Below are 25186 nucleotides of genomic sequence, written 5' to 3'. Positions count from 1 at the left end.
CGGGCGTGTCGATGCAATGGCCGTGCCAGTTTTCTTGCGCGGCGTGCCGGATGCTCGAGAGGCCTCTACGGGCCGGGCGAGCGGCAAAGCCTTGCCGGTCGGGTGGCAATAGGCTGCCGTGTCGCCGGCGGCAGCGTAGCGTAACAGGGAGCGCGCCGAATTGGCCCGGGCCTTGCAAACGTGAGCGCATGGATTTCGCGCCCTTCCTCGATCCGATTGCGCTGGCCATCGTGCTGGGCGGTACCGTGGTCGCCGTGCTGCTGCGGACACCGCTGGGCGATCTCGGCCGCGGGGTCGCCGCGCTTCGCACGCTCTGTCGGCGGGGCTTCGATGTCGAGCCGTTGCTCGCGCAGGTCGCCGCCTTCGGCCGCATCGTCCAGCGTCACGGCGTGATCGCGCTCGATCGCTCGGTGATCGCCGATCCCGATCTTGCGGCGGCGGTCGCCGCGATCGTCGATGGCGCTTCGCCCGAGCATGTCTCGGCATTGCTCGACCAGCGCCGGCTCGCCCGGTTCGAGCGGCACCGCGCCGTCGCCGACCTCTGGACCGGTGCGGCCGATATCGCGCCGGCGATGGGGATGATCGGCACGTTGATCGGGCTCGTCCAGATGTTCACTGCGATGCGCGATCCCAAGACGATCGGCGCGGCGATGGCGGTGGCGTTGCTCACTACGCTCTACGGCGCGATCGTCGCCTGTCTGATTGCGACCCCCGTGGCATCGCGCCTCAAGCGACACGCGCGGCACGAGGCGCAGGAGCGCGCTCGGCTGGTGACGCCGCTCGCCGAACTTGCCGCGATTCAGCCCCGCCTCGGCGCGCGCGAGCTCGCGGCGTGACGCTCGGGGAGCCCCCCCCGCGCGGCCGATCTGGCTGACCACGCTTGCCGACCTCGCCTTGCTGCTGGTCGGCTTCTTCGTGCTGCTCCAGGCCAATCAGGTCGATCCGAACACGCTCGCCGCCGGTTTCCGCGCGGGCTTCGGAGCCAAAGAGAATGCGCCGGTGATGCCGGTCGATCTCGCTGCAGTGAACGGGTTCGCGCCCGGCTCGGCGCAGCTCCCGGATGCCGGCGCTGCGCTCGCCTGGGCCCGCGTCGCCGCCGCCGATCCGCGTACGCGCCTGCGGATCATCGGCGAAGTCGACGGCAGCGCCGGCGACGTCGACTTGCTCACCGGCAGCGGCCCGATCCTCGCGGCCGATCGCGCCCGCGCAGTCGCCGCGATGCTCGTCCGTTCCGGCGCGGTAGCACCCGGACGCATCGCGATCGCCACTGCGCGCGGCCAGCGCCGCGCCGTTCTTTCGCTCGGCTATGACGGAGGCCGGCAATGATCTGCCGCCCGGCAACCCGGCCTTGCCGTTCAGCTTCGCTCAAGGAGATTTCCATGCTGCTGTCCTTGGCCCTCGCAGCCGCCACGCCGGCCGCTGCGCAGGATTTCCAGTCGACTTTCGTGCTCGACACGATCGTCGCGCAATTCACCGGCCAGCCACTCGGCGAGCAGGGCGGGGCACGCACGCCGGTCGACAAAAGGCTCAAGCTCCAGTCCTGCGCCGCGCCGCAGCTCGAATGGCGCAGCGCGGCAAAGGATACCGTGGTGGTGCGCTGCATGGCGCCGGCGTGGCGGATCTATGTGCCCGTAAACGCGATCCCGCAGCCCAGGACCGCACCGGCCGTCCTTGCCCAAGCACCGGTTGTTCCGGTGAAGAGCGCGCCGGTGATCCGTCGTGGCGATCCGATCACGGTCGAGGCCGGTTCGCCCGGCTTCTCGATTACCCGCGACGGCATCGCAATGGGCGACGCCGCCCCGGGGGCGCGGCTGATGGTCAAGGTCGACGACAAGAAACCGCCGATCCAGGCGGTGGCGCTCGAATCAGGGCGGGCGCGGCTGCCCGGTTGGGCCGAGTGATTTTTTTCTAAAGCGTTTCCGAACGCGGCCGTTCCTATCGCTGCAGGAAGTTCTCCGAGGAAGCAGCAATGGTGGATCCCATCGGCAACAAGGCAGGCGTGGTCGCGGACCGCCGCATCGCGCCGGTCGCTGCCGCCGCTCCGGTTGAAGCGGCCAGACCGGTCGCGAACGCGGCGCCGGTCGAATCGACCGCCGTCCAGCTGTCGGGGGCGATGGCCGCCAAACCCCCGGTCGACGTCGAGCGCGTCGCCAAGATCCGCAAGGCGATCGAAGACGGCAAATTCCCGATCTATCCGACGACGATTGCCGACCGGCTGCTCGCGCTCAAGCTCGAATGGAGCCCCAATGACCCGGCGTGACGCGCTGATCGTGGTCATCGAATCGCTTCACGCCGAGATCGCGGCGCTGAAGACCAATGACGTCGTGGCGCTGGAGACGGCAACGCAGGCCAAGCTCGCCGGCATCGACACTGTCGCGATCTACGATGGCGAGGCCCCCTCGCCGGAAATCAAGGCGCTCGCCGCGGAGGCGCATCGCCTCAACGAGACCTGCCGGATCTACGTCAATCTGATGGCGGCAAATGTCCGCCGCCGCCTGCAACTTCTTTCCGGCGAGGTGGCCCCGGCCTATCGCCCCGGGGGATACGCGATCGCCTGACGGCTGACTGGCACGCTCCTTGCTGCTCCGGTTCTACCCAGGGCAATCGGATCACAGCTCGATGAGCATCGTATCGGTCACTTCAAAGGCAGGCATCCAGACGGCGATCGCCGCCGCCAGCCGCAAGACCGGAATCGACTTCAGCTATCTGCTGGGGCAGGCGCAGGTCGAGAGCGGCATGCGCGCCAATGCGCGCGCCACCACCTCCAGCGCCACTGGCCTCTATCAATTCATCGAGCAGAGCTGGCTCGGCGTGATCAAGGACCACGGTGCCGAGCATGGGCTCGGCTGGGCGTCGGATTCGATCCGCCAGACCGCCAGCGGCCGTTATGTCGTCAGTGACCCCGCGGCGCGCCGCGCGATCCTCGACATGCGCAGCGATCCGCAGACCGCGGCGTTGATGGCCGCCGAGCATGCCTCGGACAACAAGGCCGCGCTCGAGCAGAGGCTCGATCGCCCTGCAACCGGCACCGATCTCTACATGGCGCATTTCCTCGGCCAGGGCGGCGCGAGTAAGTTCCTCGGCGCTATGGCCGCGAACCCCGATCGCACCGGTGCGGCGATGTTCCCGGCCGCCGCGCGCGCCAATCGCGACATCTTCTATGCGAGCAATGGCCAGCCACGGACGCTGAGCGAGATCTACAGCCGCTTCGCCGGCAAGCTCGATCAGGGCGCCGCCGCGGTCGGTGCGACGGGCCTCGCCTCGGATAGGCTCGACGATCTCTCCAGTGGGCTCGATGCTTTCGGCACCGGCATCGGCGATACCGAAATCGTGCTCGGCAACAATGCGGTCGATAGCGATCGCCACTGGATCGAGACGACGCTCGCGCAACTCAAGGCCTCGCGCGGCGGCACTGAAATGGCCGGCGGCGAGCGACTGAATCCGCTTCGGCCGACCCCCGAAACGGCCAAGCTCGCTTATCTGATGCTCGCGAAACTCGGGGCCTGACCGGTGAACGGACTGACCCTGCCCGCCGGCCTTGGCCCGGCGATGCGAAGCTTCTCGCTACCGGGCGCGATCCTGCTGCTCGTCGCCTTGCTGGTGGTGCCGATCCCGGCCTTCCTGCTCGACGTCTTCTTCATCATGAACATCATGATCAGCCTTGCGGTGCTGATGGTGGCGCTCAATGCGCAAAAGCCGCTCGATTTCTCCGCCTTCCCCACCGTTTTGCTGTTCGCCACCTTATTCCGCCTCGGCCTCAACGTCGCCTCGACGCGCGTCGTTCTGGTCAACGGGCATGAAGGCGGCGCGGCGGCCGGCCATGTCATCGAAGCATTCGGCACCTTCCTGATCGGCGGCGACTATGTCGTTGGCATTGTCGTCTTCGCGGTGCTGATGATCATCAACATGATCGTCGTCACCAAGGGCGCGGGCCGCGTTTCCGAAGTCGCCGCACGCTTCACCCTCGATGCGCTGCCCGGCAAGCAGATGGCGATCGACGCAGATCTCAACGCCGGGCTGATGACGCCCGACGAGGCGCGCGCCCGGCGCATCGAGGTTTCGACCGAAGCCGATTTCTACGGTGCGATGGACGGTTCGTCCAAGTTCGTGAAGGGCGACGCGATCGCCGGGCTGCTGATCCTGGCGATCAACATCGTCGGCGGACTGATCCTCGGCGTGGTCAGCCATCAGATGGCGGTGGGCGACGCCGCGCAGGCCTATATCATGCTTGCGATCGGCGACGCGCTGGTCGCGCAGCTGCCGGCGCTGGTGCTGTCGATCGCCGCCGCCGCGATCGTCACCCGGGTCAATTCGAAGCACGACCTCGCCGGCCAGATCGGGAGCCAGTTCGGCAGCCACAAGACCTGGACTCCGGTCGCAGTGATCCTCGGTCTGCTCGGCGTGATGCCGGGCATGCCGCATCTAGTGATCCTGCCGGCCGCCGCGGCCGCCGGGTTTGCGGCATGGAAGCTGCGCGCACACGCCAATCGCCCGCCGCCGCCCGAACCCGCGGCCGCGCCCGCCGACCTCTCGAAGATCGGCTGGGAGGAAGTGATCGACAACATGCAGGTGATGCTCGACATCGGTTACGGCCTCGTGCCGCTGGTCGACGAGCGCCGCGGCGGGCCGCTGATGGGGCGGATCACCGGGGTGCGACGCCAGCTCTCCAAGGATCTCGGCTTCGTCGTGCCGCAGGTCCGGGTGCGCGACGATATCAACCTCGCGCCGTTCACCTATCGCATCGTCATCGGCGGGGTCGTGGTCGGCGAGGATAATGTCGCGCCCGACGAGATGCTCGCGCTCGATACCGGCCAAGCCGTCGGCAAGCTGCGGGGCAAGCCGGTGCGGGACCCTACCTTTGGGCTCGACGCGGTGTGGATCGCCAGCGGCGATGCCGATGCCGCAACCGGCGCGGGCTACCTCGTCGTCGATCCGGGCACCGTCGTCGCCACCCATCTCAACCACGTGCTGATCCAGAACGCCGCCGATCTGCTCGGCCCCGACGAAGTCCAGTCGCTGCTCGACGGGCTCAAGGAGCGCGCCGCGTCGCTGGTCGCGTCGCTCAGCCCGCAGCCGGTGCCGCTCACCACGCTCACCACGGTGCTGCGCGGACTGCTCCAGGAGAATGTGCCGCTCAAGGAATTCCGCCGGATCGCCGCCGCGATCGCAGTCGCCGCGCAGAAGACCCTCGATGCCGAGGAGCTCCTCGAGCTGATCCGCCCCGAGCTCGGGCCGCTGATCATCCAGCGATTGTGCGGGATGCGCGAGCCGCTGCGGGTGATGACGCTCGAAGGCCAGCTCGAAGCTTTGCTCGGCCAGGCGGTGCGTTCGGACCCGTCGCGACGCCACACGATCGAGCCCGATCTCGGTCGCCGCATCGCCGATGCGCTCCAGTACGCCGCCGCGCCGCTGATCGCGGAAGCCAAGCCGTTCGCGCTCGTCGTGCAGCCGGCAATCCGCGTTGCGATCCGCAAGCTGGTCAAATCCATCCTTCCCGACACGCCGGTGATGAGCTTCTTCGAAGTGCCCGAGGACAAGACCGTCGAAGTCGTCGCGGTGATCGGTGCGCCGGAGGCGCTGCCCGCATGAACGCCACTTCCTCCAGGAACCTCAAAGACATGGCTTCTCTGGCATCCGCGCCGCTGACCTATGACCGCATGCCCTCGCCGCAGCGCGACGCTGAGGCGATGGTCCGCAAACATCTGCCGCTGGTGCGCCGCATCGCGTGGCACGTCCATGGTTCGATGAGCTCGATCGTCGAGGTCGAGGATCTGATCCAGATCGGCATGGTCGCGTTGATCGAGGCCGTGAGTGGCTTCGAGGATCGCGGTCAGGTGACGTTCGAGCAATATCTCGTCACGCGCGTGCGTGGCGCGATGATCGACGAACTGCGCCGCCAGGCGACCCTTACGCGCGGTGCCATGCGGCGGCGGAAAGCCTATCAGGAGACGGTATCCACGCTCGCTGCCGAACTCGGCCACGCGCCGGGCGATGCGCTGGTCGCCGAGAAGCTCGGCGTGACGCCCGAGAAGCTTCGCGCTGAATATGCCAACGCCGAGGCAGTGCGCTTCGACTCGATCGACGACATGTATTCGGACGAATCGCCATGGTTCATGTCCGAGGAGCCCGACGCGTTCGACCAGCTCGCCGAGGGTGACCAGCGCGGAGCGCTGATCGCCGCGATCTCCGAACTGCCGACCCGCGAGGCGCAGGTCATCCAGCTTTACTATGTCGAGGAACTCAACCTCGAAGAGATCGGGCAGGTGCTCGGCGTCGGCGCCGCCCGGGTGTGCCAGATCAAGGCTGGAGCGCACGCCCGCCTCAAGCGCGCGCTCCAGCGGCGTCTGGGTTGAGCCTATTTGGGCAGCACCGCGCCTGCCGTGACCGCGATCTGCGCGGCGACGCCCGCCGCCGCCGGCAGCCCCGGCCGTCGCACCGGCTGGCCCCCGCCGATCCACAGATCGGCACGACCTGGCACCAGCCGGCGCACGCCCTCCGCATCCACCACGCTCAGTGCCCGTGCATCGAGTTCGAAGTCCACGCGGCGCGTCTCGCCTCTCTTCAAACGCACCCGCTCGAATCGCTCGAGCGCGCGGACCGGTGCGCCGGCGGTTCCAGGATGCGAGACATAAAGCTGCGCCACCTCGTCGCCGTCGCGCGCGCCGGTGTTGCTGATCTCCACCGACACAGTGACCTTCCCGTCCGCGCCCACCCGGGCATTGCTCAGCCTCGGTGCCCGATAGCGGAAGCGCGTGTAGCTTAGCCCGTGTCCGAACGGATAGAGCGGCTCGCCGGTGAAATAACGATAGGTCCGCCCGGCCATGCGATAATCGGAGAAAGACGGCAGCTGCCCGGCTGATTTGTAGAAGGTCACCGGCAACCGGCCCGCCGGACTGAAGTCGCCGGCGAGCAGCCCGGCAACGGCATGTCCGCCTTCGCCGCCCGGATACCAGGCCTCGACGATCGCGGGAACGTGGGCGTCAGCCCAGTTCACTCCGAGCGCGCTGCCGTTCATCAGTACGAGCACCAAGGGCTTGCCGGTGGCGTTGACGCGTTCAAGCAATTGCTGCTGCGGCGCCGGCAAATCGAGGCTGGTGCGGTCGCCGCCGGCGAAGCCCCGCGCCTTGACCTTCATCTCCTCGCCTTCGATCCGCGCCGAGAGCCCACCGACGAAGACGACGAGATCGGCTTGCTTTGCCGCGGCAATGGCCTGCTCGCCGCCGGCGCTCTCGGGGCTCCACAAAAGCTGCTGGTTGCTGCGCTGGCCGCGCTGAAAGCCCTCCACCCGCAGCGGGTATTTTCGGCCCTTTTCGAGGGGGATATTGCCCGAAAGGATCGAAGGCGCGTCGCCGACGCCCCATTCGTCGACCACGAGCTTGTCGCCCACCCAGACGCGGTAACCATTCTCGCTGGCGAACCGGAAGCCATAGTCGCCGGTTTCGGGCGCGACGAGCGTGCCGGTCCAGCGCGCCGAGGTCTCGCGGTCGCCGAGCCATTCGAACCGTGCATTCGGCACGGTCTTCGTCTCGGTAACCGCGCCTTCGAGGTTGGTGCCGTTGAAGAACTCGACCTTCAGCCCGCGCGTGGTGCAGCCGGCATCGACGCACAGCACATCGTCGGGCACCGGTATCTCGGCCCTCCCGATCAACCCCGTTCCGGGCACATGAAGAATCTTCGCCCTAGGATAGCGCGCCCGGATGCCGTCAAGCACCGTCACCGGCTTCGAGGGGGTGCCATAATAGTTGCCGACCAGCGCGTCGAAGCTGTCGGCGTTGGGACCGATCACGGCGATCGTCTTCGGCTCGCTCTTGATAGGTAGCAAATCGCCTTGGTTCTTGAGCAGCACCATCGACGCTTCGGCCATCTTCCGCGAGAGCGCGCGATGCTTGGCTGTGTCATAGTCCCTGGCAGTGATGTCGGGGAACGGAAGCTGCGGGTCGAACAGCCCCAGCCGGATCCGCGCCTCGAACAGGCGCTGCAGCGATCGGTCGACCACTGCCTCCGGCAGCTGCCCTGACTTCACCGCTGCGACGATATTCTCGGGCTCGGTGGTCATGTTGTTGCGATAGTCGCCGCAGATCAGGTCCATGCCCGCTTTGAACCCGAGCGCGACGCCCTCGACCGCTGTCTTCGTGTAGTGCAGCGCATCCTCACGATAGATGTTCGCCGCCGCGCCGCAATCGGACACGACATAGCCCTTAAAGCCCCAGTTCCTGCGGAGTCGTTCTTCCATCAGGAAGCTGCTGGCGCATCCGGGGACGCCGTTAACGGCGTTGTACACGCACATGATCGATTCGACCCTGCCCTCGGTCACGGTCGCGCGGAACGCGGGCAGATAGGTGTCCTCAAGGTCGTGCGGGGTCGGATGAACGTCCTCGCGGTGGCGGTTGCTCTCGGGGCCGCTATGCACCGCGAAATGCTTCGAGGTCGCCACGGTCTTCAGGAATTTCGAGTCGTTGCCCTGCAGCCCGGTGATGAAGGCGATCCCCAGCCGGCCTGCCAAATAGGGGTCCTCGCCATAGGTCTCCTGTCCGCGGCCCCAGCGCGGATCGCGGAAGATGTTGATGTTGGGCGACCAGACGGTCAGCCCGCGATAGAAATCGCTGCCCCCATCGGGATGCCGCCGTTCGAGATATTTGGCGCGGAATTCGGTTGCGATCGTATCGCCGACCTGGTGGAGCAGCGGCGCGTCCCACGATGCGGCCATTCCGATCGCCTGCGGAAAAACGGTGGCGATGCCGGCGCGAGCGACGCCGTGAAGGCCCTCGTTCCACCAATTATACTGCGGCACCCCCAGCCGCGGGATCGCGGGCGCAGTATGGCCGAGCTGGTGCGCCTTTTCGTCGAGAGTCATCCGCGCGATCACGTCGCGGGCGCGCTGCTCTGGGGTAGCCGAAGGGTCGCCGAGCTTGTCTGGAGCGGCGGTCTGCGCGCTCGTCGGCGGCGCCCATGCACTCGACGCCAGCAGGGCAAGCGCGATCCTCAGCTTCCTCGTCACCTTCGGCCTCTCCATTTTGTTTGAGGCGAGGCTAGCGCATTTCTGTTAGCGCTACCAGATGGCGGAAGGCAAGGAAAACCCCGGCGGTCGCGTGGACCACCGGGGTTCCTCTTGCGCACTCTCCAACACGGGAGAGGTGACCGGCCGCGGTGCCTGTCAGGGGGGTGACACCCCGACCGGCACGCGCTTAACGGAGCAGCGAAAGAACCGTTTGCTGGCTCTGGTTCGCTTGGGCGAGCATCGCCGTCGAAGCCTGAGACAGGATCTGTGCCTTGGCGAGCGCAGTCGTCTCGGCCGAGAAATCGGCGTCCTCGATGCGGCTGCGCGCGTCCGACAGGTTGGTGACGTTGGTGGTCAGATTGTTGACCACCGATTCGAGCCGGCTCTGCGACGCGCCGAGCGTGGCGCGGGCGGTGTTGACCGCGGTCAGCGCGGTGTCGGCATTGGTCAGGGTAGTGCCGGCATTGGCGACGCTGTCGACCTTGAAATCGGCGGCTTCGAAATTGTCGCTGTCGAAGAACGCCTTGGTCAGCGCGACCGTGTCGGCGCTGTTGATGCCGACCTGGATGTTGACGTCGTCGCTGGCCGTGTCGGTCGCGGCATAGTCGAACACTGCAACGCCGTTGAACTTGGTGTTGGTCAGGATCGACTGGATCTGCGTGGTCAGCGCAGTCGCTTCCTTGTCGAGGTTGGCGCGGTCGGTGGTGCTGTAGGTGCCCGAGGCCGACTGGACCGCCAGCTCGCGGATGCGCTGCAGCATGTTGCTCACCTCGTCCAGCGCGCCGTCGGCGGTCTGGGCCAGCGAGATGCCGTCATTGGCGTTGCGGATCGCCTGGTTCATGCCGCGGATCGAAGCGGTCATGGTCGAGGCAATGGCGAGGCCGGCGGCGTCGTCCTTCGCGTTGTTGATGCGCTTGCCGGTCGACAGCCGCTCCATCGCGGTGCCCAGCAGCTTGTTCGCCGAATTCGAAGCGTTCGAAGCACGCAGCGAGGCGATGTTGGTTCCGATAACAGTCATGTTCATCTCCATGCTCGTCGGCTTCCCGCGTCCCCCCTGAACGGGAGCCCGGAGCCGCCAAGCCAAGGAACGGCAGCGCATTTCCCGGCTTAAGCAAAAAATCGTCCATCGCGCGCGCGTAGACGCGCCGGAACCGCAGAAGTGCGTCCGTACGTAGTTTTACGGCGAATTAACCAACCTTCCCCCACACAGCCTCCACAACAGGGGGTCACACATGCGCTCGATCGTTCCTTCGGCAGCGGTTCTCCGGCAGAAATACGCTTTGGTCTCCGCGCTCCGCGCCCAAGGCTTCGCGATCGGGTCGTGCGAGGACGGCAAGCCCGGCGCGCAGGATCTGTTCCTCGTCGCCGACGGCGAAGTCCCGCCAGCGGCAGCCCGCACGCTGATCCTCGGTGAGGGGGCATGCACCGCGATCCCGTTCCGCGACGGCAATCCCGCGCGGCTGACCTATGGCAATGAAGACGCCGCGATCGGGGCCGGCTTTGCCAGCGCGATGGCACGAGGGGCGTACGAGCCGGTCGCCGCCGATCCCGAGAGTCTCGCCTTGCTCGCGCTCGCCGAACGGGTCGCGGCTTCCGACATCACCGTGCTGATCAACGGCCCCACCGGCACCGGCAAGGAAGTCCTCGCCAAGACGATCCACATGGGCTCGACCCGCCGCGCCGGCCCGTTCGTCGCGATCAACTGCGCCGCGCTGCCCGAGACGATGCTCGAGGCGATGCTGTTCGGCCACCAGAAGGGTTCGTTCACCGGCGCATCGTCGGGGGGGCAGGGCTTCTTCCGCGCCGCCAATGGCGGGACCTTGCTGCTCGACGAGATCGCCGAGATGCCGCTCGGGCTCCAGGCCAAGATCCTCCGCGTGTTGCAGGAGCGCGAAGTCGTTCCGATTGGCGGCACGGTACCGGAGAAGATCGACGTCCGCGTCATCGCCTGCGCTAATCGCGACTTGCAGGGTGAAGTCACCGCCGGCCGGTTCCGCGCCGATCTCTATTACCGGCTCGCCGTTTTCCCGCTCGCCACCAAGGCGCTCGCCGAGCGCCCGGGCGACATCGCCGCGCTCGCCGCTGCGATGGTGTTGCGTCACGCGGGCACCCGCAATTCGCTGCCGTGGATCACCCCGGAGGCCGTCGAGATTCTCGGCGACCATGATTGGCCGGGCAACGTCCGCGAGCTCGAGAATGTCATCCAGCGGGCGTTGCTGCTCGCGCCGGGCGATGTGATCGAGCCAACGCATCTGATCTTCGATCGCCGGCCGGAGATGCGGCAGGAACGCCCCGAAACGCTCAGCAACATCGTCCAGATGCACGAGTTTCAGGCGATCCGCGAGACACTCGCCGAGTGCAACGGCAGCCGGATCGAGACCGCCAGGCGGCTCGGCATCTCCGAGCGCACCTTGCGCTATCGTCTCGCCAAGGCGCGCGAACAGGGTGAAGACATCGCCCAGGCGATCTCGGCATGAGCGCCGTCACTGCTCCGATGAGCGTCGACCGTGTTCTCGCGCTGCGCTCGCAGATCCTCGAGCGCAACGCCGCGCTCAGTCGCGCCCAGCAGGCGCCGGCGCCGACCGCACCTGAGGAAAGCAAGCCGGCGAGCTTCACCGATACGTTTCAGGACGCGTTCAAGTCGGTCAATCAGGCGCAGGCCCAGGCCGGGGCGCTTTCCGAAGCCTATGAACGCGGCGAGACGATCGACATCGCCAAGGTGATGCTTGCCCGTCAGCAGGCCTCGGTCGGCTTCGAGGCGACGCTACAGGTCCGCAACAAACTTCTGTCCGCTTACAAGGACATCATGAGCATGCCGGTCTGATCCGATGAGCAACACACTCACACCCACCACCACCGCCGGCACCCCGGCCCGCGGCCCGCTCCAGCAACTCACCGGCCTGCTCGGCCAGCCTGCGGTCAAACGCAGCCTGCCGTTCGTCTTCCTCGTCGGGCTGGTCCTCGCCGGCTTTCTCGCCTGGTCGATGGTGTCGACCTCGCCGCAGCGCATCCTGTTCGCCAATGTGGGCGACGCCGACAAGGCGGCGATCTCGTCCGCGCTCCAGGGTGCGAGCATCGCGAACAGCATCGACGCCTCGGGATCGATCACCGTCGCCGAGGACGATTACCACAAAGCGCGGATGCTGCTCGCCAGCGAAGGCCTGCCCAAGGCGGCGCCCGGCGGCTATGCGATCCTCGACAATTTGCCGATGGGGGTCAGTCGCGCAGTCGAAGGCGAGCGCATGCGCCAGGCACGCGAGACCGAGCTCGCCCGCTCGATCCAGGAGATCGACGCGGTTGCGGAGGCGCGTGTCCATCTCGCCACGCCTGAGGCTTCGGCCTTTGTCCGCGATCGCGCCGCGCCTTCGGCCAGCGTCATCCTCAAGCTCCAGCCGGGCCGTGCGCTGGCCGACGCGCAGATCCGCGCAATCGTCAATCTCGTCGCCTCGTCGGTGCCGGGCATGCAGCCCGATGCAGTGACGATCGTCGACCAGATGGGCGCGCTTCTGTCCAAATCGGGCGGCAAGGACGGCGCCAGCGCCGGCGACACCCGCATCGACTTCCAGCGCCGCGTCGAGGACAAATATCGCGAACAACTCGCGCAATTGCTCACGCCGATGATCGGCGTCGGCAATTTCACGGCGGAGGTGCAAGCCGATGTCGATCTCGACGAAAGTCAGGCCACCCGCGAAAGCTATGACAAGCAGGGTCAGGTGATGCGCGCCGAGCAGGGCGCATGGACCGGCACCTCGAAGGACGGCCAGGCGCCCGGCGGCATCCCTGGCACGCTGTCGAACACGCCGCCGCCGGCGAGCACCCTGGTGGCGCCCAATGCGGGCGGCGCCACGGCTTCGGCGACACCGACCGCGCCTGCGCCGCCGCCGCAGACGAGGCAGAGTGACAGCTTCACGCGCACCTATGAGACCGGCAAGGAAATCTCGGTCACGCGCGCCACCCCCGGCAATGTACGCCGGCTGTCGGTCGCGGTGCTGTTGCGCGAGGAGCCGGGCAAGCCGCGCGGCATTGCCGAGATCAACCAGATCAACGAGCTGGTCCGCGCCACCGTCGGCTATAACGCCCAGCGGCAGGACCAGGTCACCGTGGTCAGCCGCAAGTTCAGCGCCGCCGCCGATGCCGGCAAGACGGGGGCCGCCTGGTACGAGGCCGAATGGGTGCCGATGGCCGCGCGCAACACCACCGCTTTGGTGATTGCCTTGCTTGTCCTGTTTCTTGGCGTACGCCCGCTCACCAGGGCGCTGCTCAAGAAGCGCGATGACGCCACCCAGCGCCCCGGCCTGCCGATCGGCAATCCCAATGGCGAGGGCGTTCCCGCAGCGGTCCCCAGCGTGTCGATCGACATGCTCGAGGACCGTGGCAACAGCTATGACGATCGCGTCGGGCTGGTCCGCGGTTTCACCCGCGAAAATCCGGCGCGGGCCGCGCTGGCGGTCCGCGACATGATCAAGGCGGACGCGGCATGAACGCGCTGCGCAGCTTCAACGGCGTCGAGCGTGCCGCGGTGCTGATGATGCTGGTCGGCGAGGAGGAAGCCGCGGCGATCCTCCAGAAGCTCGATCCCGACGAGGTCCGCGATCTCGGCAAGGCGATGTTCACCGTGGCGGACGTCAGCGAGGCCGAGGTCGACCAGGTGCTCGACGATTTCGTGTTCAAGGCGCGGGGCCGCTCCAGCGTCGTGTTCGATCCCCGCCCGCAAATCGCCGGCATGATGACGAGGGCGCTCGGCAGCGAACGGGCCGAAGGCGTGCTCGCGCGGATCATGCCGCCCGCGGCCAATGCCGGGCTCGAGCAATTGCAATGGTTCGAACCCGAGGAGATCGCCGCCATGATCGCCGAGGAGCATCCGCAGATCGCTGCAGTATTGCTCGTCCAGCTAGATTCGGAAGTCGCCGCGCAGGTGTTCGATCACTTGCCGCAGGACGTCCAGCCGCAGATCCTGCGCCGGGTCGCCAAATTGGGACCCGTGCCCCCGGAGGCGATCGAGACGCTGAAGACGATGCTCGCCAGTCGTGCCGCCGGCGGCCGCAAATCGATCGGACTCCAGCTCGGCGGTACGCGCGAGGCTGCCAAGATCCTGTCGGGCGCCCGGAAAGTCACCGAGCAGCGCGTGATGCCCAAGCTCGCCAAGATCGACCGCGAAGTCGCAAAGGCAATCGAGGAGGCGATGTTCGTCTTCGACAATCTGCTCGAACTCGACGACAAGAACCTGTCTACCCTCATCCGCAGCGTCGACGCCGACGCGCTCACCAAATCGCTCAAGGGCGTCGAGGAGGATGTCCGCAATCGCTTCCTCGGGTGCATGTCGAGCCGCGCCGCGGACGGCATTCGCGACGAGATGGAGGCGCGCGGGCCGATGAAGCTCGCCGACGTGCTCGAAGCGCAAAAGGTGATGATCGGCATCGCGCGCGGCCTCGTGAAGGACGGCACGCTCCAGATGCCGGGCAAGGGCGGCGACGACGATTATGTCTGAGTTCGCTCCCGGCTTCACCAGCCGCATGCAGGCGGCTGCGCATGTGCTTCATCGCGCGTTCGGTGAGAGTGCCGCATTTGCCGCCGCCGATATCGGCAGCATCGGCCGCCGTGGCTTCGAGGAGCCGGCGCCGGTAACCCCACGTCATTTTTCGCCCGCCGATCCCGGCACCAATCCCACCGAAGGCTGGGACCCGTTCGTGGCCGAGGCGCCCGCCAGCCCCGTCAGCTTCACCGATCCGATCGCCGCCGCGCGCGAGGCCGGCTTCGCCGAAGGCCGCGCCGCGGCGCTCGCCGAAGTCGAGGAAGCCCGCGCCCGCGAGGCCGCGTTGCTCGATCAAGTGTCCGCAGCGCTCGCCGCCGGCGCGCATTTCGATCGCGAGCGGATGGCCGGGCATCTCCGCCAGACCGTGCTCCATCTCGTCCAGCGGATGATCGGCGATGCCGGAGTCGCCCCCGACATCCTCGCCGCGCGGATCACCGCCGCGGTCGACCTGCTCGCCGACGGCGCTGAATCGGCGCTGTTGCGGTTGCACCCGGACGATGTCCCGCTCGTCCAGGGCAAGCTGCCCACGACGATCTTCCCCGTCGGCGATCCACACGTCACGCGCGGCAGCTTCGTCATCGAAAGCGCTTCGACGATCGTCGAGGATGGCCCCGAAATCTGGCTCGAACAGCTGGCGCACGCGATCGATCGCGTTCCGATCCCGCCGGCATGCTGAACAAGTTCACCGACGACTATCTCGACGGGCTGGGCTGCCGCGACTTCGCGCCGCGCGCCAAGGTCTCGGGGCGGCTTTCGTCTTATGACGGGCTGCTGATGGAGGCGGTGGGCCTCGCGCTCCCCGTCGGCACGGTCTGTGCGATCGGCGACGGCGCCAGCCGGGTCGAGGCCGAAGTGATCGGCTTTCGGGCTGGCCGAACCTTGATGATGAACCTCGGCGGCCCGGCCGCCTTGCTCCCCAATGCCCCCGTCCGGCCCATCGGTCCTCCCGGCGAAGCCGAAGTCGGTGCCGCATTGCTCGGCCGGGTGGTCGACGGCGCCGGCAAGCCGATCGACGGGCTCGGTCCGATCCGGGGCGCGGGCAAATGGCCGCTCGCGGGCAAGCTCCAGTCGCCGCTCGATCGCGGCAGGGTGCTCCAGCCGCTCGACGTCGGCGTCCGCGCGATCAACGGGCTGCTCACCATTGGCCAGGGCCAGCGCGTCGGGATCATGGCCGGCTCGGGCATCGGCAAATCGGTGCTGCTCGGCATGATCGTCCGCGCGGCGCAAGCCGATGTCGTGGTGGTCGGGCTGATCGGCGAGCGCTCGCGCGAAGTCGCCGATTTCCTCGAGACCAAGGTGTTCGGTGCCGCGCGCGCCCGCTCGGTGGTAGTGGCGGTCCCCGCCAATCACTCGCCGGTGCTCCGCATCCGCGGCGCATTGCGCGCTACCGCGATCGCCGAGAGCTTCCGGGCCGAGGGCAAGAAGGTCCTGCTGATCATGGATTCGCTGACTCGCGTTGCGCATGCCGGCCGCGAGATCGGCCTCGCGCTCGGCGAGCCGGCCAGCGCGCGCGGCTATCCGCCGAGCGCCATCGCGATGCTGCCCAGCCTGATCGAACGCGCCGGCACCTGCGTGTCGTCGGGCGGCTCGATCACTGCGATCTACACCGTGCTCGCCGATGGCGACGACGGCAACGATCCGGTCGTCGACAGCGCCCGCTCGATCCTCGACGGGCATATCGTGCTCAGCCGGGCGCTCGCCGAACGCGGGGTCTATCCCGCGATCGATCTGGGCCCTTCGGTCAGCCGGGTGATGACCGACATTGCCGGCAAGGATCACCTTCATGCCGCGCGCGTGCTGCGCCGGCATCTCGCGACCTATGAGGAAAATCGCGATCTCGTGCTGATGGGCGCCTATCGCCCCGGCGCGGATTCCGAGATCGACGCCGCGATCGCCTGCCACCCCGCAGTGATGGAGTATATCCGCCAGAGCGCGGACGAAATCGTCAGCTTGCCCGATGCCGTCGCCGAGCTGACCGGCGTGTTCGGCGATGGCTAGGACCGCGAAGAAGCTCGAGCGGCTGCTTCGCGTGCGCACGCTCCAGCTGGATCAGGTCCGCGCCGCCGAAGTGCATGCGCGCACCAGGGTCGATCAGGAGCAGACGCTGCGCGAGCGTATCGCCGCGCTGGCCGACAATGTCGCGCCCGTCGCTGCGCCCGCGCCCACTTTCGCGACCTCGCTGATCGCGGCCGCGCATTATCGTGATCGCCTCCACCAATCCGCACACGCAGCCGAACGCCGCGTCGTCGTCGCCAGGCAGGGACTGGAGACGGCACGTGCCGCGACGCGCGAGGCACATCGCGACCAGAGTGCGATCGAGAAGCTGATCGAGCGCGAGGATGCCAAGGCGGCGCTCAAGGTGTTGCGCGAACTCGAGGCTTTGCCGGCCAATGCGAGAAAACGGCACGATATTTGCTGAACTGCGGTGACCAGTTTCACCCGGGGTTTCGCACTTGATCCAGCTTTCGTCGCTCCTTCCTGTTGTGCCGCACGGGCCGGTTCGTCCCGCCTTGCTCGCATCGGGAGCCGCCAGCAGCTTCGCGCTCGCTTTGGGCGCGCTGGTGCTGCCGCGGGCTGACGCGCCTGTGGCGGAGGGCGACGGCGACGCGCTGCTTCCCGGGCGGCAAATGGTTGCAGATGCCGGCAAGGATTTGCCGGAACTGCCGACCACCGCCGATAGCGACAGCGCCGAAGAGCAGGACGCCCCCAAAGACGGCGCCGACATCGCTTTCGCATGGTTCGCGATTGCACCAACTCCGGAGCCAGTGCCTTCGCCACCCGGTGTCGCAGCTGCCGTTATGGCCGTCGCGATCGAGCCGGAAGGTCCGGCGGCTACAGAAGCCGTCGCGCTCCCCGGCTCCACCGCGCCGCTGCTCGGCGAAGCCGACGCAGACGTCGGGACGCCGACCGCTTCGGTTGCCCCGGAGGCCACGGTGGAGTCCGTGCTCGCCCGTTTGCCGACCCCAGCCTTTGCCACGCCGAAGCACGCGGAGGCGCTACCGATCCCGACCGGGGAAGCGCCGGATATTGCTGGTCCGAAAGCTCCCAAACCCGCCTGTCCCGCGGCCGAAACCGCGGCGGATGCGGCACCCTTGATCCCGAGCGCGACCGTGGCCAGACCCGTCGCTGCTACCGTGCCGGGCGCACAGCCCGTCCCGCGAGCCGAAGGTGCCGCGCTGCCACCGGCCGTAGTCGAGCTAGCCACTCAACTCCCCTTCGTGCTTCACGAAGCATCTGTACGCGCGCTCGAAGCCGCGATTCCGCCCGCAAAGAGGGCGTCCGAACAGGTGCGGAGTGCGCCGGGTCCCTCGAAGCGGGCACCGACGATGCAGCCGCTTCGGTCTCCCACCGTGGCCGCGCCGCTCCTGACGCCGATCCCCTTGGCGATCGAGGGTGCGAGCGCCGCTGGTACACCCGCCGCATCCGCGCCTCTGCGCCCGGCAACGGGGGTGGAATCCGCGGCGCTTGCCATCCTTGCTCCGGCCGCCGACGCCGCGCAGCCGCAAGCAGCGCCCGCGCCCGTCGACGTCCAGCAGGCCGCGCTCGACACGCGCCGTCAGGAATGGGTGGGAAAGATGGTCGAGCATATCGAGGCGCTGCGCGACGCCGCGCCGGTGCGCGAGACGCGGCTCAGCCTCGCGCCTGAGGCTTTGGGCAAGGTCGAGGTGTCGATCCGCTGCGAAGGCGACCGCGTCCACGTTCATTTCACCACCGAGACCCAGGCCGCGCGCCAGCTGATCGCCGACGCCCAGCCGCGGCTCGGCGAGCTTGCCGAAGCACGCGGGCTCAAGCTCGGCCAGACCAGCTTCGAGAGCGGCACCGCCGGGCAGGGAGCCAACCGCGACAGCCGCGAGCAACCCGCCCAGCCGCAATCGCTCAAGCCGCACCCCGCCAATCCCGAGTCCGCCGTCGGCCCTGCCGACGATGACCGCATCGCCTGAGCGCAACGGAGACCATCATGGCCGACAAGACCGACGCACAAACAGCGCCCGCGAAGGGCAAGAGCAAGAAGCTGATGATCATCCTCGGCCTTCCGATCGTGCTGCTCGGCACGGGCGGCGGCGCCGCAGTGTACGGCATGCAGGCGGGCTGGTTCAGCGTGAAACCCGCCGGGACCGATTCGAACGAACCCCGGCTCCTGCCCAAGAGTGAAGAGAAGCGCGCCGCGCTGAAGGGCGAGGGCGGCGGTCATGGCGAGGAAGGCGGAGCCTCCGAGGGCGGCCACGGCAAGCCCACCCCCAAGGGGGAAGGCGGCGACAAATACGCCTCGAGCTATTATCCGATGGAGAAGGAGTTCACTTCCAATCTCCAGGACAGCGTCCACTTCATCCAGGTCGGCATCGCCGTCTCCACGCCCTATGACGAGCGCGTCCTCGAGAACATCAAGACCCATGAGATCGCGATCCGCTCGCAGGTGCTGATGGCATTGGGCGAGACCAGCGAGGACGAGGTTTTCACCGCCGAGGGCAAGCGCCACATCCAGGACCGGCTCGCCAAGGCAGTCAACGCCGTCCTGAAGGAAAAGGAAGGTTTCGGAGGCGTAAGTAACGTCTACTTTACCAATTTCATTGTTCAGTGAACGGGCATGGTTAACGCCCCTTCAGACATCGGCAGCGTCGAACGGCGAGAGCGCCGCCGGGCCAGCGCGGAACACGCGCCGGCTTTGGGCAGCGCGAACCTCAATCCGTTCGGCGATCTCGTCACGCTGCAGCATCTGAGCGCGCGGCTGGCGAAGGCGCTCAAGCCGGTGTTCGACGGGGTCCTCCGCGCCGATCTGCGCTGCTGGGCCGAGCCGCTCGCGGTGCAGCGCTGGGCCGATTACCGCGCCGAGCGTGGGCATTGCCTCACTGCGTGGCAGCCGCTGACGATGGGCAATGCCCGGGCGCGGGTCCAGCTGGCGCTCGACGCGAAGCTGGTGCTTGAGATGCTCGACGCATTCTTCGGCGGAGACGGCGAAGCGCCTCACCCGCTCCCCATCGAATTCACCCCCGCCGCCGAAACTTTGGTCGGCCGCCTCGCGAAGATGCTCGCCGCGCCGCTCGAAGCCGCCTGGGAGCCGCTCACCCGCGTCGCCTTTCGCGCGGTCGAGGGCGCCAATCTCGCCGCTTTTCCCGAGCTTGCCGGCGATGATCCGGTGATCGTCACGCGCTTCGGCATCGCCGTGGGCGAGCGCAAGCCTGCTTTCGTCGACATCCTCTACCCCGTCGCCGCGCTCAAGCCGCATGGTGCCGCGTTGACGGTCAAGGTTCACGGCGTCCCCGCGGAAGTCGAGCCCGAATGGCGCAGCGGTCTCACCCGCGCAGTGATGGGGGTGCGATTCCCGGTCCGCTCGGTGCTCGCCGAGCCGGTGGTCCCGCTCGGCCTGCTGCTCGATCTCAAGCCGGGCGACGTGATCCCGATCGATTTCGGCCCCGAGGTTCCGGTGATGGTGGCGTCGCGCCGCCTCGGTACCGGCCTCGTCGGCACTGCCAACGGCCGCGCCGCCGTCCGGCTTACCCAACTCGAGCTCAGCGAAGAGGATTTCCGATGAACGACATGGCCGGGGGTTTTCCCGTCGATACTTCGGTGGCCGCCAATTTCCGGCTGCTCCAGGATGTTGACGTCAAGCTGACCGTCGAAATCGGCTCGACTTCGCTGTCGCTGCGCGAGTTGCTCGCGCTCGGCGAGGAAAGCGTGATCGAACTCGACCGCGACGCCAATGAATTGCTCGACATCTTCGTCAACGGCACGCTGATCGGCCGCGGCGAAGTCGTCACCGTCGGCGAGAAGTTCGGCGTCCGCATGACCGAATTGGTCAGCCCGGAGAAGCGGACCGCGCGCGCATGATGTGGTCGTACATCCTCAAGCTGGTGATCCTGCTGCCGCTGGTTTGCGGGCTGCTGATCGGCTGCCTCTATGCGTGGCGCAAGCTCGAGGCGCGGCTGCCGAAGAACCAGGGCACCCGAATGGTCCAGGTCAAGGAAACGATGATGCTCGCGCCCGGCCTCCGCCTCGCGGTGGTCGAATTCGAAGGGCAGAAATTGCTCGTTTCGGTCAGCCGTAGCGGCGTCACCCTGGTCGACAAGGCGCAAGGCTGATGCTCGCGCGGCTTTCGGCTCCCCGCTCGGTCGGCGGGCGCGCGGCCCTGTTCGTCGGGCTGCTGGCGTTCTTCATTCTCTTTGCCGCCCCTGCATTCGCGCAGGGCGTGCCCGCACCCGCCCCCACACCGGGGGTAGGCGACGCAGTCGATCGTGCGCTCGGTGATCTCGGCGGCGGCAATGCACCGCTCAGCCTGTCGCTGCAGGTCCTCATCATCATGGGCCTGCTCACCGTGCTGCCGGGCATCCTGCTGATGATGACCAGCTTCACCCGGATCATCATCGTGCTGTCGGTGCTGCGCCAGGCGCTCGGTCTCCAGCAGACGCCGCCCAATCAGGTGCTGATCGGCCTGTCGCTCTTCCTGAGCTTCTTCGTGATGTCCCCGGTGATCAACCAGGCCAACACCACTGCGATCCAGCCTTATGCAGCCGGCCAGATCAGCGCGACCCAGATGATCGCCGGCACCGGCGAGGCGCTCCACGGCTTCATGATCAAGCAGACCCGCAACCGCGACGTGAAGATGTTCGCAGACATGGCCAAGAGCGGCCCTTATGCCAAGCCGGCCGACGTGCCCTTCTCGGTGCTGCTCCCGGCCTTCGTGACCAGCGAATTGAAGACCGCGTTCCAGATCGGCTTCCTGATTTTCCTGCCCTTCATCGTCATTGATCTCGTCGTAGCCACCGTGTTGATGAGCCTCGGCATGATGATGATGTCGCCGACGATCATCTCGCTGCCGTTCAAGCTGCTGCTGTTCGTGCTGGTCGACGGTTGGGCGCTGACCATGGGCAGCCTCGCCGCCAGCTTCGGGACCTGATCCATGGACGCCGATTATTTCCTCACCGTCGCACGCGAGGCGATGTGGATCCTCGCGCTCGCCTCGGCGCCGATCCTGATCCCGGCGCTGTTGTCCGGCCTGATCCTCGGCATGGTCCAGGCGGCGACCTCGATTCAGGAGCAGACGCTCAGCTTCGTCCCCAAGCTGATCGTGGTGGCGGTGAGCCTCGTGATCTTCGGCGGGATGATCCTCGGGCTGATCGGCGATTTCACCACGAGCATCTTCGAACGCATCCCGGATCTGGTGAAGTGACTGTGCTGGCCGTTTTCGCTCCCCTTCCGCTTGCGGGAGGGGTCGGGGGAGGGGCTGTCCCTCTTCCCCGTCGTGCGTATTCTAGGCCAGCCCCTCCCCTAACCCCTCCCGCAAGCGGAAGGGGAATCTGGCAGTGATGGGCTTCGGCCTTGCGATCGAGCCGCAGCTCTGGACCTTGCTGTTCGCGATGGTGCGGATCGGCGCGGCGTTCATCGCGGCTCCCGTGTTCAGCGCCGTCGCGATCCCGCTGCCTGCACGCATCGCGCTCACCGGTGCGATCGGCGTGCTGGTGATCAACACCACGCACATCACGCCGCCCGCCGAGATCTTCTCGCTCACCACGATGCTCGCAATCGCCGCCGAAGCGCTGGTCGGCCTCGCGCTCGGGTTCGTCCTCCAGATCGCCTTCGCCGCGCCGATGGTCGCCAGCGAAGTCATCGGTATGTCTATGGGGCTGGGCTTCGCCAACGCAGTCGACCCCAATAGCGGCCATTCGACCCCCGCGCTTGGCCAGTTCCTGTCGCTGTTGCTGACTCTGCTCTTCCTCGCGGTCGACGGCCACCTCGTTCTCGTCGACCTCGTGGTGCGCAGCTACGAGACGATGCCGCCGGGCGTCTGGCTCGCGCCCGAGCGGCTCCTCGGCATCGCCTTGTTCGGCGGCTATGTCTTCCTCGCCGGGCTGCTGCTCGCGCTTCCGGTCGGCTTCCTGCTGCTCTGCCTCAACGTCGTGGTCGGCATGCTCAGCCGCGCCGCGCCTGCGCTCAACCTGTTCGCGGTCGGCCTGCCTGCCAGCCTCGCAGTCGGCGTGGTGGCGATCCTGCTCGCGCTCCCGGCGATGGGCGACTATCTGCTCGTCATCATCCGCGAGGCGCTGGACGCCGCGTCCCGGCTGGTGCTCGGCTGATGTCGGAGAGCTTCGGCGAAAAGACGGAAGCCCCGACAGCCCGTCGCAAGCGCAAGGCGGTAGAGGAAGGCCAACTTCTCAAATCGAAGGATTTCGGCACCGCATTGGTGATCCTGATCGGCTGCGTGTGGATGGCGTTCCTCGGCCCGTCGCTGATCGGCGCGTGCAAGGAAGTGATGACGGCGAGCTTCTCGTTCGGACGCGGCGATGTCGAGCATTTCGAGCCGTGGCGGCCGCTGGCATCGGCGGGATGGAAGCTCGCGCCGTCGCTCGGCGGGCTGTTCGCGCTCAGCGTGATCGCCGCGATCCTCAGCCAGGCCGGGCTTGGCTCGATCGGCTGGAACAACAAATTGTTCGCTCCCAAGGCTTCGCGGATCAATCCCGCGTCGGGCCTCAAGCGAATGTTCGGACCCACCGGTTGGATAGAGCTCGGCAAATCGCTGCTCAAAGTTCTGCTGCTCGGTGCGATGGGTGCGTGGATGCTACGCTCGATCACCCGCAGCACGCTCGGCCACGTGTCGTCGGACCTTCACGGTGCGGTCGGCTCGCTCGGCGGACAGTTTCTCGCCTTGATGTTCGTGATGGCGGCGGGGCTGCTGATCATCGCCGGCGTGGACTTGCCGATCCAGATGATCCGCCATTTCCGTCAGCTCCGCATGACCAAGCAGGAGGTCAAGGAAGAGCATAAGGAATCCGAAGGCTCGCCCGAGCTCAAGGCGCAACAGCGCCAACGGCAGCGCGAGATCCTCAAGGGCGGTTATCGCAAGACCGTCGCCACCGCCCATGTGGTGCTCACCAATCCGACCCATTTCTCGGTCGCGCTTCGCTATGACCAAGGCAAGGATCAGGTCCCGGTGGTGGTGGCCAAGGGCCGTGGCCAGACCGCGCTGGCGATCCGTGAGCTCGCCGCCGAATTCGCGGTGCCGGTGCTCGAATATCCGCAGCTCGCCCGCGCGGTCTATTACACCAGCCGTGAAGGGCAGGAGGTTCGCGACGATCTCTATCACGCCATCGCGATCGTCCTCGCCTTCGTCTTCGGGATCAACAAGCGCGCCGGCGGCAGCCTGCCGTCGGTCACCGTCCCGCCGGGCGCCTTGTTCGACGAAGAGGGCCAGAAAATCGAGCGTCCGGCCTAAAGCGCGGCACCGCGCTGCCGCTTAACGGGACAGGGGAAAACCGATGGCCATCGAATCGATTGCGAAGACGCTGGGAACCGGTTCGGGGGTCGACGTCACTGCGCTCGTCACCGGGCTCGTCGAGGCGAGCTTCGCCAACAAGAACAAGGCGCTGACTGCGAAGAGCGAGACGCTCACCACGCAGATTTCCAAGGTCGGCGAACTCAAGAGCACGATCAGCGATTTCGCGTCGGCGCTCGCCGCGCTCACCAGCGGCGGCACGCTCGCCACCCAGCCGACCAGCGCGCGCAGCGACGTGCTCACCGTCACCCGGCTGGCCGGCGCCGACCTCACCGGGTTCAACGCTTCGGTGGAGGTCCGCCAGCTCGCGCAGGGCCAGGTCGCGAGCACCAACGCGTTCGCTGGCGGCAAGGACAGTGTGATCGGCACCGGCACGCTGACCCTGACCTTCGGCAGCGCGACCGTTGCGGGCAATGCGATGACCGATTTCACTCCCGGGCCGGCCGCGCCGATCACGATCACAGTCGATGCGGCGCACAACACGCTCGATGGCGTGGCCAAGGCGATCAACGCCGCCAATGCCGGCGTCACCGCCTCGATCATGACCGACGCCAGCGGCGCGCGGCTGGTGGTCAAGGGCGCGAGCGGCGCGTCGCAGGCCTTCGAGCTCACCGGCACCGGCGATCTCGCCCAGCTCAACATCGGCCGCACCGCTACTGCTTCGCAGGTCAACAGCATTGCGCAGGACGCGCTTCTCGCGCTCGACGGAGTCGAGACGCGTTATGCGACGAACAGCGTCTATGGGCTGATCGAAGGGGTGCGCATCGATCTCGTCTCGGCCGCGGTCGGGACCAGGGTCGCGATCGGTGCCAGGCCGCCGACCACCGAAATCAACCAGACGATCACCAATTTCGTCGAGACCTATAATGCAGTCTACAAGCTGGTGAAGGCGGCGACCAATGCCGTCGACGGGCCGCTGCGCGGCGATCCCGCCGCCAAGGACCTGCTCCGCCAGCTCAAGGGGATGACGCTCGCGACTTTGTTGCCCGACGCTGCGGCCGATACGCCGAAGGCGCTCGCCGATATCGGCATCGCCACCCAGCGCGACGGCATGCTCAGCGTCGACACGGCGCGGCTGGCAAATGTCGTCACGTCGTTTCCGAGGAATGTCGAGGCGATCTTCGCGCAAGGGGCCGGGCTCACCAAGGCGCTCTCCGAGATCGCGAGCAAGGCGACCAACAAGGACACCGGCCTCGGCGTCAGCCAGGCCAATTATGAAAAGGCGCAGACCAAGGTCGCCGACGAGAAGGAAGACGTCCTCGCCGCGACCGAGAAGTTGCGCAGCCGCATGACCCAGCAATTCGCCGCGATGGATGCCAAGGTGGCCGCGTACAAGTCGACGCAGAGCTTCCTCGAGCAGCAGGTCAAGGCATGGAACGGCGGCGATTGA

27 protein-coding genes are annotated in these 25186 nt (G+C 67.2%); 25 read left to right on the top strand and 2 right to left on the bottom strand.

Annotated features, from left to right (window positions below; all coding sequences use genetic code 11):
- Positions 1-188 precede the first annotated feature (188 nt).
- From CVN68_RS14515 to CVN68_RS14480, 8 genes are all read left to right on the top strand, one after another.
- Positions 189-836 carry a motility protein A gene (locus tag CVN68_RS14515; RefSeq protein ID WP_100282830.1) on the top strand — a complete coding sequence of 216 codons (648 nt, stop codon included), beginning with the start codon at positions 189-191 and terminating at the stop codon, positions 834-836.
- On the top strand, positions 790-1326 hold the full coding sequence (locus CVN68_RS14510; RefSeq protein WP_233503365.1) for a flagellar motor protein MotB: 537 nt from the start codon (positions 790-792) through the stop codon (positions 1324-1326). The genes CVN68_RS14515 and CVN68_RS14510 overlap by 47 nt, the downstream gene beginning before the upstream one ends.
- A 53-nt stretch (positions 1327-1379) precedes the next feature.
- Complete coding sequence (locus CVN68_RS14505) at positions 1380-1901, top strand: flagella basal body P-ring formation protein FlgA (RefSeq protein ID WP_100282829.1); 522 nt, start codon at positions 1380-1382, stop codon at positions 1899-1901.
- 68 nt (positions 1902-1969) lie between these two features.
- Complete coding sequence (gene flgM, locus CVN68_RS14500; RefSeq protein ID WP_100282828.1) at positions 1970-2260, top strand: flagellar biosynthesis anti-sigma factor FlgM; 291 nt, start codon at positions 1970-1972, stop codon at positions 2258-2260.
- The gene (locus CVN68_RS14495) at positions 2247-2558 is read left to right on the top strand and encodes a flagellar protein FlgN (protein ID WP_100282827.1); all 312 of its coding nucleotides are present in this window, start codon (positions 2247-2249) and stop codon (positions 2556-2558) included. The genes flgM and CVN68_RS14495 overlap by 14 nt, the downstream gene beginning before the upstream one ends.
- 61 nt (positions 2559-2619) lie before the next feature.
- Complete coding sequence (locus CVN68_RS14490) at positions 2620-3507, top strand: flagellar biosynthesis protein FlgJ (RefSeq protein ID WP_100284424.1); 888 nt, start codon at positions 2620-2622, stop codon at positions 3505-3507.
- A gap of 42 nt (positions 3508-3549) precedes the next feature.
- Positions 3550-5589, top strand: coding sequence for a flagellar biosynthesis protein FlhA (gene flhA, locus CVN68_RS14485; protein ID WP_100284423.1), 2040 nt, complete (start codon positions 3550-3552; stop codon positions 5587-5589).
- A gap of 29 nt (positions 5590-5618) precedes the next feature.
- Complete coding sequence (locus CVN68_RS14480; protein ID WP_100282826.1) at positions 5619-6353, top strand: sigma-70 family RNA polymerase sigma factor; 735 nt, start codon at positions 5619-5621, stop codon at positions 6351-6353.
- Positions 6354-6355: 2 nt separating this feature from the next.
- Here the strand turns inward: CVN68_RS14480 and CVN68_RS14475 are convergent, their stop codons facing one another.
- On the bottom strand, positions 6356-8998 hold the full coding sequence (locus CVN68_RS14475) for a glycoside hydrolase family 3 protein (protein WP_199560088.1): 2643 nt from the start codon (positions 8996-8998) through the stop codon (positions 6356-6358).
- Between the two features lie 187 nt (positions 8999-9185).
- Positions 9186-10016 (bottom strand): flagellin N-terminal helical domain-containing protein, encoded by an 831-nt coding sequence (locus tag CVN68_RS14470; RefSeq protein WP_100284422.1) that lies wholly within the window; start codon positions 10014-10016, stop codon positions 9186-9188.
- Between the two features lie 214 nt (positions 10017-10230).
- Here CVN68_RS14470 and CVN68_RS14465 point away from each other — a divergent pair, with 214 nt between their 5' ends.
- From CVN68_RS14465 to fliD, 17 genes are all read left to right on the top strand, one after another.
- Positions 10231-11475 carry a sigma-54 interaction domain-containing protein gene (locus tag CVN68_RS14465; RefSeq protein WP_100282824.1) on the top strand — a complete coding sequence of 415 codons (1245 nt, stop codon included), beginning with the start codon at positions 10231-10233 and terminating at the stop codon, positions 11473-11475.
- The gene (fliE, locus tag CVN68_RS14460; protein ID WP_233503364.1) at positions 11472-11822 is read left to right on the top strand and encodes a flagellar hook-basal body complex protein FliE; all 351 of its coding nucleotides are present in this window, start codon (positions 11472-11474) and stop codon (positions 11820-11822) included. The genes CVN68_RS14465 and fliE overlap by 4 nt, the downstream gene beginning before the upstream one ends.
- 4 nt (positions 11823-11826) lie before the next feature.
- Positions 11827-13479 (top strand): flagellar basal-body MS-ring/collar protein FliF, encoded by a 1653-nt coding sequence (gene fliF, locus CVN68_RS14455; RefSeq protein ID WP_100282823.1) that lies wholly within the window; start codon positions 11827-11829, stop codon positions 13477-13479.
- Positions 13476-14486 carry a flagellar motor switch protein FliG gene (gene fliG / locus CVN68_RS14450; RefSeq protein ID WP_100282822.1) on the top strand — a complete coding sequence of 337 codons (1011 nt, stop codon included), beginning with the start codon at positions 13476-13478 and terminating at the stop codon, positions 14484-14486. The genes fliF and fliG overlap by 4 nt, the downstream gene beginning before the upstream one ends.
- The gene (locus CVN68_RS14445; protein WP_100282821.1) at positions 14479-15207 is read left to right on the top strand and encodes a FliH/SctL family protein; all 729 of its coding nucleotides are present in this window, start codon (positions 14479-14481) and stop codon (positions 15205-15207) included. The genes fliG and CVN68_RS14445 overlap by 8 nt, the downstream gene beginning before the upstream one ends.
- The gene (locus tag CVN68_RS14440) at positions 15201-16529 is read left to right on the top strand and encodes a FliI/YscN family ATPase (protein ID WP_100282820.1); all 1329 of its coding nucleotides are present in this window, start codon (positions 15201-15203) and stop codon (positions 16527-16529) included. Before CVN68_RS14445 ends, CVN68_RS14440 begins: the two co-directional genes overlap by 7 nt.
- A complete protein-coding gene (locus CVN68_RS14435; protein WP_100282819.1) occupies positions 16522-16950 on the top strand; it encodes a hypothetical protein in 429 nt (142 codons plus the stop codon). The genes CVN68_RS14440 and CVN68_RS14435 overlap by 8 nt, the downstream gene beginning before the upstream one ends.
- 91 nt (positions 16951-17041) lie before the next feature.
- Positions 17042-18472 carry a flagellar hook-length control protein FliK gene (locus CVN68_RS14430; protein ID WP_100282818.1) on the top strand — a complete coding sequence of 477 codons (1431 nt, stop codon included), beginning with the start codon at positions 17042-17044 and terminating at the stop codon, positions 18470-18472.
- A gap of 17 nt (positions 18473-18489) precedes the next feature.
- The gene (locus CVN68_RS14425; protein WP_100282817.1) at positions 18490-19110 is read left to right on the top strand and encodes a flagellar basal body-associated FliL family protein; all 621 of its coding nucleotides are present in this window, start codon (positions 18490-18492) and stop codon (positions 19108-19110) included.
- 6 nt (positions 19111-19116) lie between these two features.
- Complete coding sequence (locus tag CVN68_RS14420; protein ID WP_100282816.1) at positions 19117-20061, top strand: FliM/FliN family flagellar motor switch protein; 945 nt, start codon at positions 19117-19119, stop codon at positions 20059-20061.
- On the top strand, positions 20058-20357 hold the full coding sequence (gene fliN, locus CVN68_RS14415) for a flagellar motor switch protein FliN (protein ID WP_100282815.1): 300 nt from the start codon (positions 20058-20060) through the stop codon (positions 20355-20357). The genes CVN68_RS14420 and fliN overlap by 4 nt, the downstream gene beginning before the upstream one ends.
- Positions 20357-20608: a flagellar biosynthetic protein FliO gene (locus CVN68_RS14410; RefSeq protein WP_233503363.1), complete on the top strand. Its 252-nt coding sequence runs from the start codon at positions 20357-20359 to the stop codon at positions 20606-20608. The genes fliN and CVN68_RS14410 overlap by 1 nt, the downstream gene beginning before the upstream one ends.
- Positions 20608-21423, top strand: a complete 816-nt coding sequence (gene fliP / locus CVN68_RS14405; RefSeq protein ID WP_100282813.1) for a flagellar type III secretion system pore protein FliP — start codon at positions 20608-20610, stop codon at positions 21421-21423. Before CVN68_RS14410 ends, fliP begins: the two co-directional genes overlap by 1 nt.
- A 3-nt stretch (positions 21424-21426) precedes the next feature.
- Entirely contained in the window at positions 21427-21696 is a 270-nt protein-coding gene (fliQ, locus tag CVN68_RS14400) for a flagellar biosynthesis protein FliQ (RefSeq protein WP_100282812.1), read from the top strand.
- Positions 21697-21832: 136 nt separating this feature from the next.
- Complete coding sequence (fliR, locus tag CVN68_RS14395; RefSeq protein ID WP_100282811.1) at positions 21833-22600, top strand: flagellar biosynthetic protein FliR; 768 nt, start codon at positions 21833-21835, stop codon at positions 22598-22600.
- Complete coding sequence (gene flhB, locus CVN68_RS14390) at positions 22600-23736, top strand: flagellar type III secretion system protein FlhB (RefSeq protein WP_100282810.1); 1137 nt, start codon at positions 22600-22602, stop codon at positions 23734-23736. The genes fliR and flhB overlap by 1 nt, the downstream gene beginning before the upstream one ends.
- Before the next feature lie 43 nt (positions 23737-23779).
- Entirely contained in the window at positions 23780-25186 is a 1407-nt protein-coding gene (gene fliD, locus CVN68_RS14385; protein WP_100282809.1) for a flagellar filament capping protein FliD, read from the top strand.

Source organism: Sphingomonas psychrotolerans (assembly GCF_002796605.1).
GTDB classification, from domain to species: Bacteria; Pseudomonadota; Alphaproteobacteria; order Sphingomonadales; family Sphingomonadaceae; genus Sphingomonas; species Sphingomonas psychrotolerans.
Note: the sequence above shows the minus strand (reverse complement) of the source record. Positions and strands in the feature narration are given on the sequence as shown.

What these genes read in the sequence shown, in the direction of transcription:
- CVN68_RS14515 (WP_100282830.1), top strand. Translation starts at nt 189, where the DNA reads ATGGATTTCGCGCCCTTCCTCGATCCGATTGCGCTGGCCATCGTGCTG.
- CVN68_RS14505 (WP_100282829.1), top strand. Translation starts at nt 1,380, where the DNA reads ATGCTGCTGTCCTTGGCCCTCGCAGCCGCCACGCCGGCCGCTGCGCAG.
- flgM (WP_100282828.1), top strand. Translation starts at nt 1,970, where the DNA reads ATGGTGGATCCCATCGGCAACAAGGCAGGCGTGGTCGCGGACCGCCGC.
- CVN68_RS14495 (WP_100282827.1), top strand. Translation starts at nt 2,247, where the DNA reads ATGACCCGGCGTGACGCGCTGATCGTGGTCATCGAATCGCTTCACGCC.
- CVN68_RS14490 (WP_100284424.1), top strand. Translation starts at nt 2,620, where the DNA reads ATGAGCATCGTATCGGTCACTTCAAAGGCAGGCATCCAGACGGCGATC.
- flhA (WP_100284423.1), top strand. Translation starts at nt 3,550, where the DNA reads ATGCGAAGCTTCTCGCTACCGGGCGCGATCCTGCTGCTCGTCGCCTTG.
- CVN68_RS14480 (WP_100282826.1), top strand. Translation starts at nt 5,619, where the DNA reads ATGGCTTCTCTGGCATCCGCGCCGCTGACCTATGACCGCATGCCCTCG.
- CVN68_RS14470 (WP_100284422.1), bottom strand. Translation starts at nt 10,016, where the DNA reads ATGACTGTTATCGGAACCAACATCGCCTCGCTGCGTGCTTCGAACGCT.
- CVN68_RS14465 (WP_100282824.1), top strand. Translation starts at nt 10,231, where the DNA reads ATGCGCTCGATCGTTCCTTCGGCAGCGGTTCTCCGGCAGAAATACGCT.
- fliE (WP_233503364.1), top strand. Translation starts at nt 11,472, where the DNA reads ATGAGCGCCGTCACTGCTCCGATGAGCGTCGACCGTGTTCTCGCGCTG.
- fliF (WP_100282823.1), top strand. Translation starts at nt 11,827, where the DNA reads ATGAGCAACACACTCACACCCACCACCACCGCCGGCACCCCGGCCCGC.
- fliG (WP_100282822.1), top strand. Translation starts at nt 13,476, where the DNA reads ATGAACGCGCTGCGCAGCTTCAACGGCGTCGAGCGTGCCGCGGTGCTG.
- CVN68_RS14445 (WP_100282821.1), top strand. Translation starts at nt 14,479, where the DNA reads ATGTCTGAGTTCGCTCCCGGCTTCACCAGCCGCATGCAGGCGGCTGCG.
- CVN68_RS14440 (WP_100282820.1), top strand. Translation starts at nt 15,201, where the DNA reads ATGCTGAACAAGTTCACCGACGACTATCTCGACGGGCTGGGCTGCCGC.
- CVN68_RS14435 (WP_100282819.1), top strand. Translation starts at nt 16,522, where the DNA reads ATGGCTAGGACCGCGAAGAAGCTCGAGCGGCTGCTTCGCGTGCGCACG.
- CVN68_RS14425 (WP_100282817.1), top strand. Translation starts at nt 18,490, where the DNA reads ATGGCCGACAAGACCGACGCACAAACAGCGCCCGCGAAGGGCAAGAGC.
- CVN68_RS14420 (WP_100282816.1), top strand. Translation starts at nt 19,117, where the DNA reads ATGGTTAACGCCCCTTCAGACATCGGCAGCGTCGAACGGCGAGAGCGC.
- fliN (WP_100282815.1), top strand. Translation starts at nt 20,058, where the DNA reads ATGAACGACATGGCCGGGGGTTTTCCCGTCGATACTTCGGTGGCCGCC.
- CVN68_RS14410 (WP_233503363.1), top strand. Translation starts at nt 20,357, where the DNA reads ATGTGGTCGTACATCCTCAAGCTGGTGATCCTGCTGCCGCTGGTTTGC.
- fliP (WP_100282813.1), top strand. Translation starts at nt 20,608, where the DNA reads ATGCTCGCGCGGCTTTCGGCTCCCCGCTCGGTCGGCGGGCGCGCGGCC.
- fliQ (WP_100282812.1), top strand. Translation starts at nt 21,427, where the DNA reads ATGGACGCCGATTATTTCCTCACCGTCGCACGCGAGGCGATGTGGATC.
- fliR (WP_100282811.1), top strand. Translation starts at nt 21,833, where the DNA reads ATGGGCTTCGGCCTTGCGATCGAGCCGCAGCTCTGGACCTTGCTGTTC.
- flhB (WP_100282810.1), top strand. Translation starts at nt 22,600, where the DNA reads ATGTCGGAGAGCTTCGGCGAAAAGACGGAAGCCCCGACAGCCCGTCGC.
- fliD (WP_100282809.1), top strand. Translation starts at nt 23,780, where the DNA reads ATGGCCATCGAATCGATTGCGAAGACGCTGGGAACCGGTTCGGGGGTC.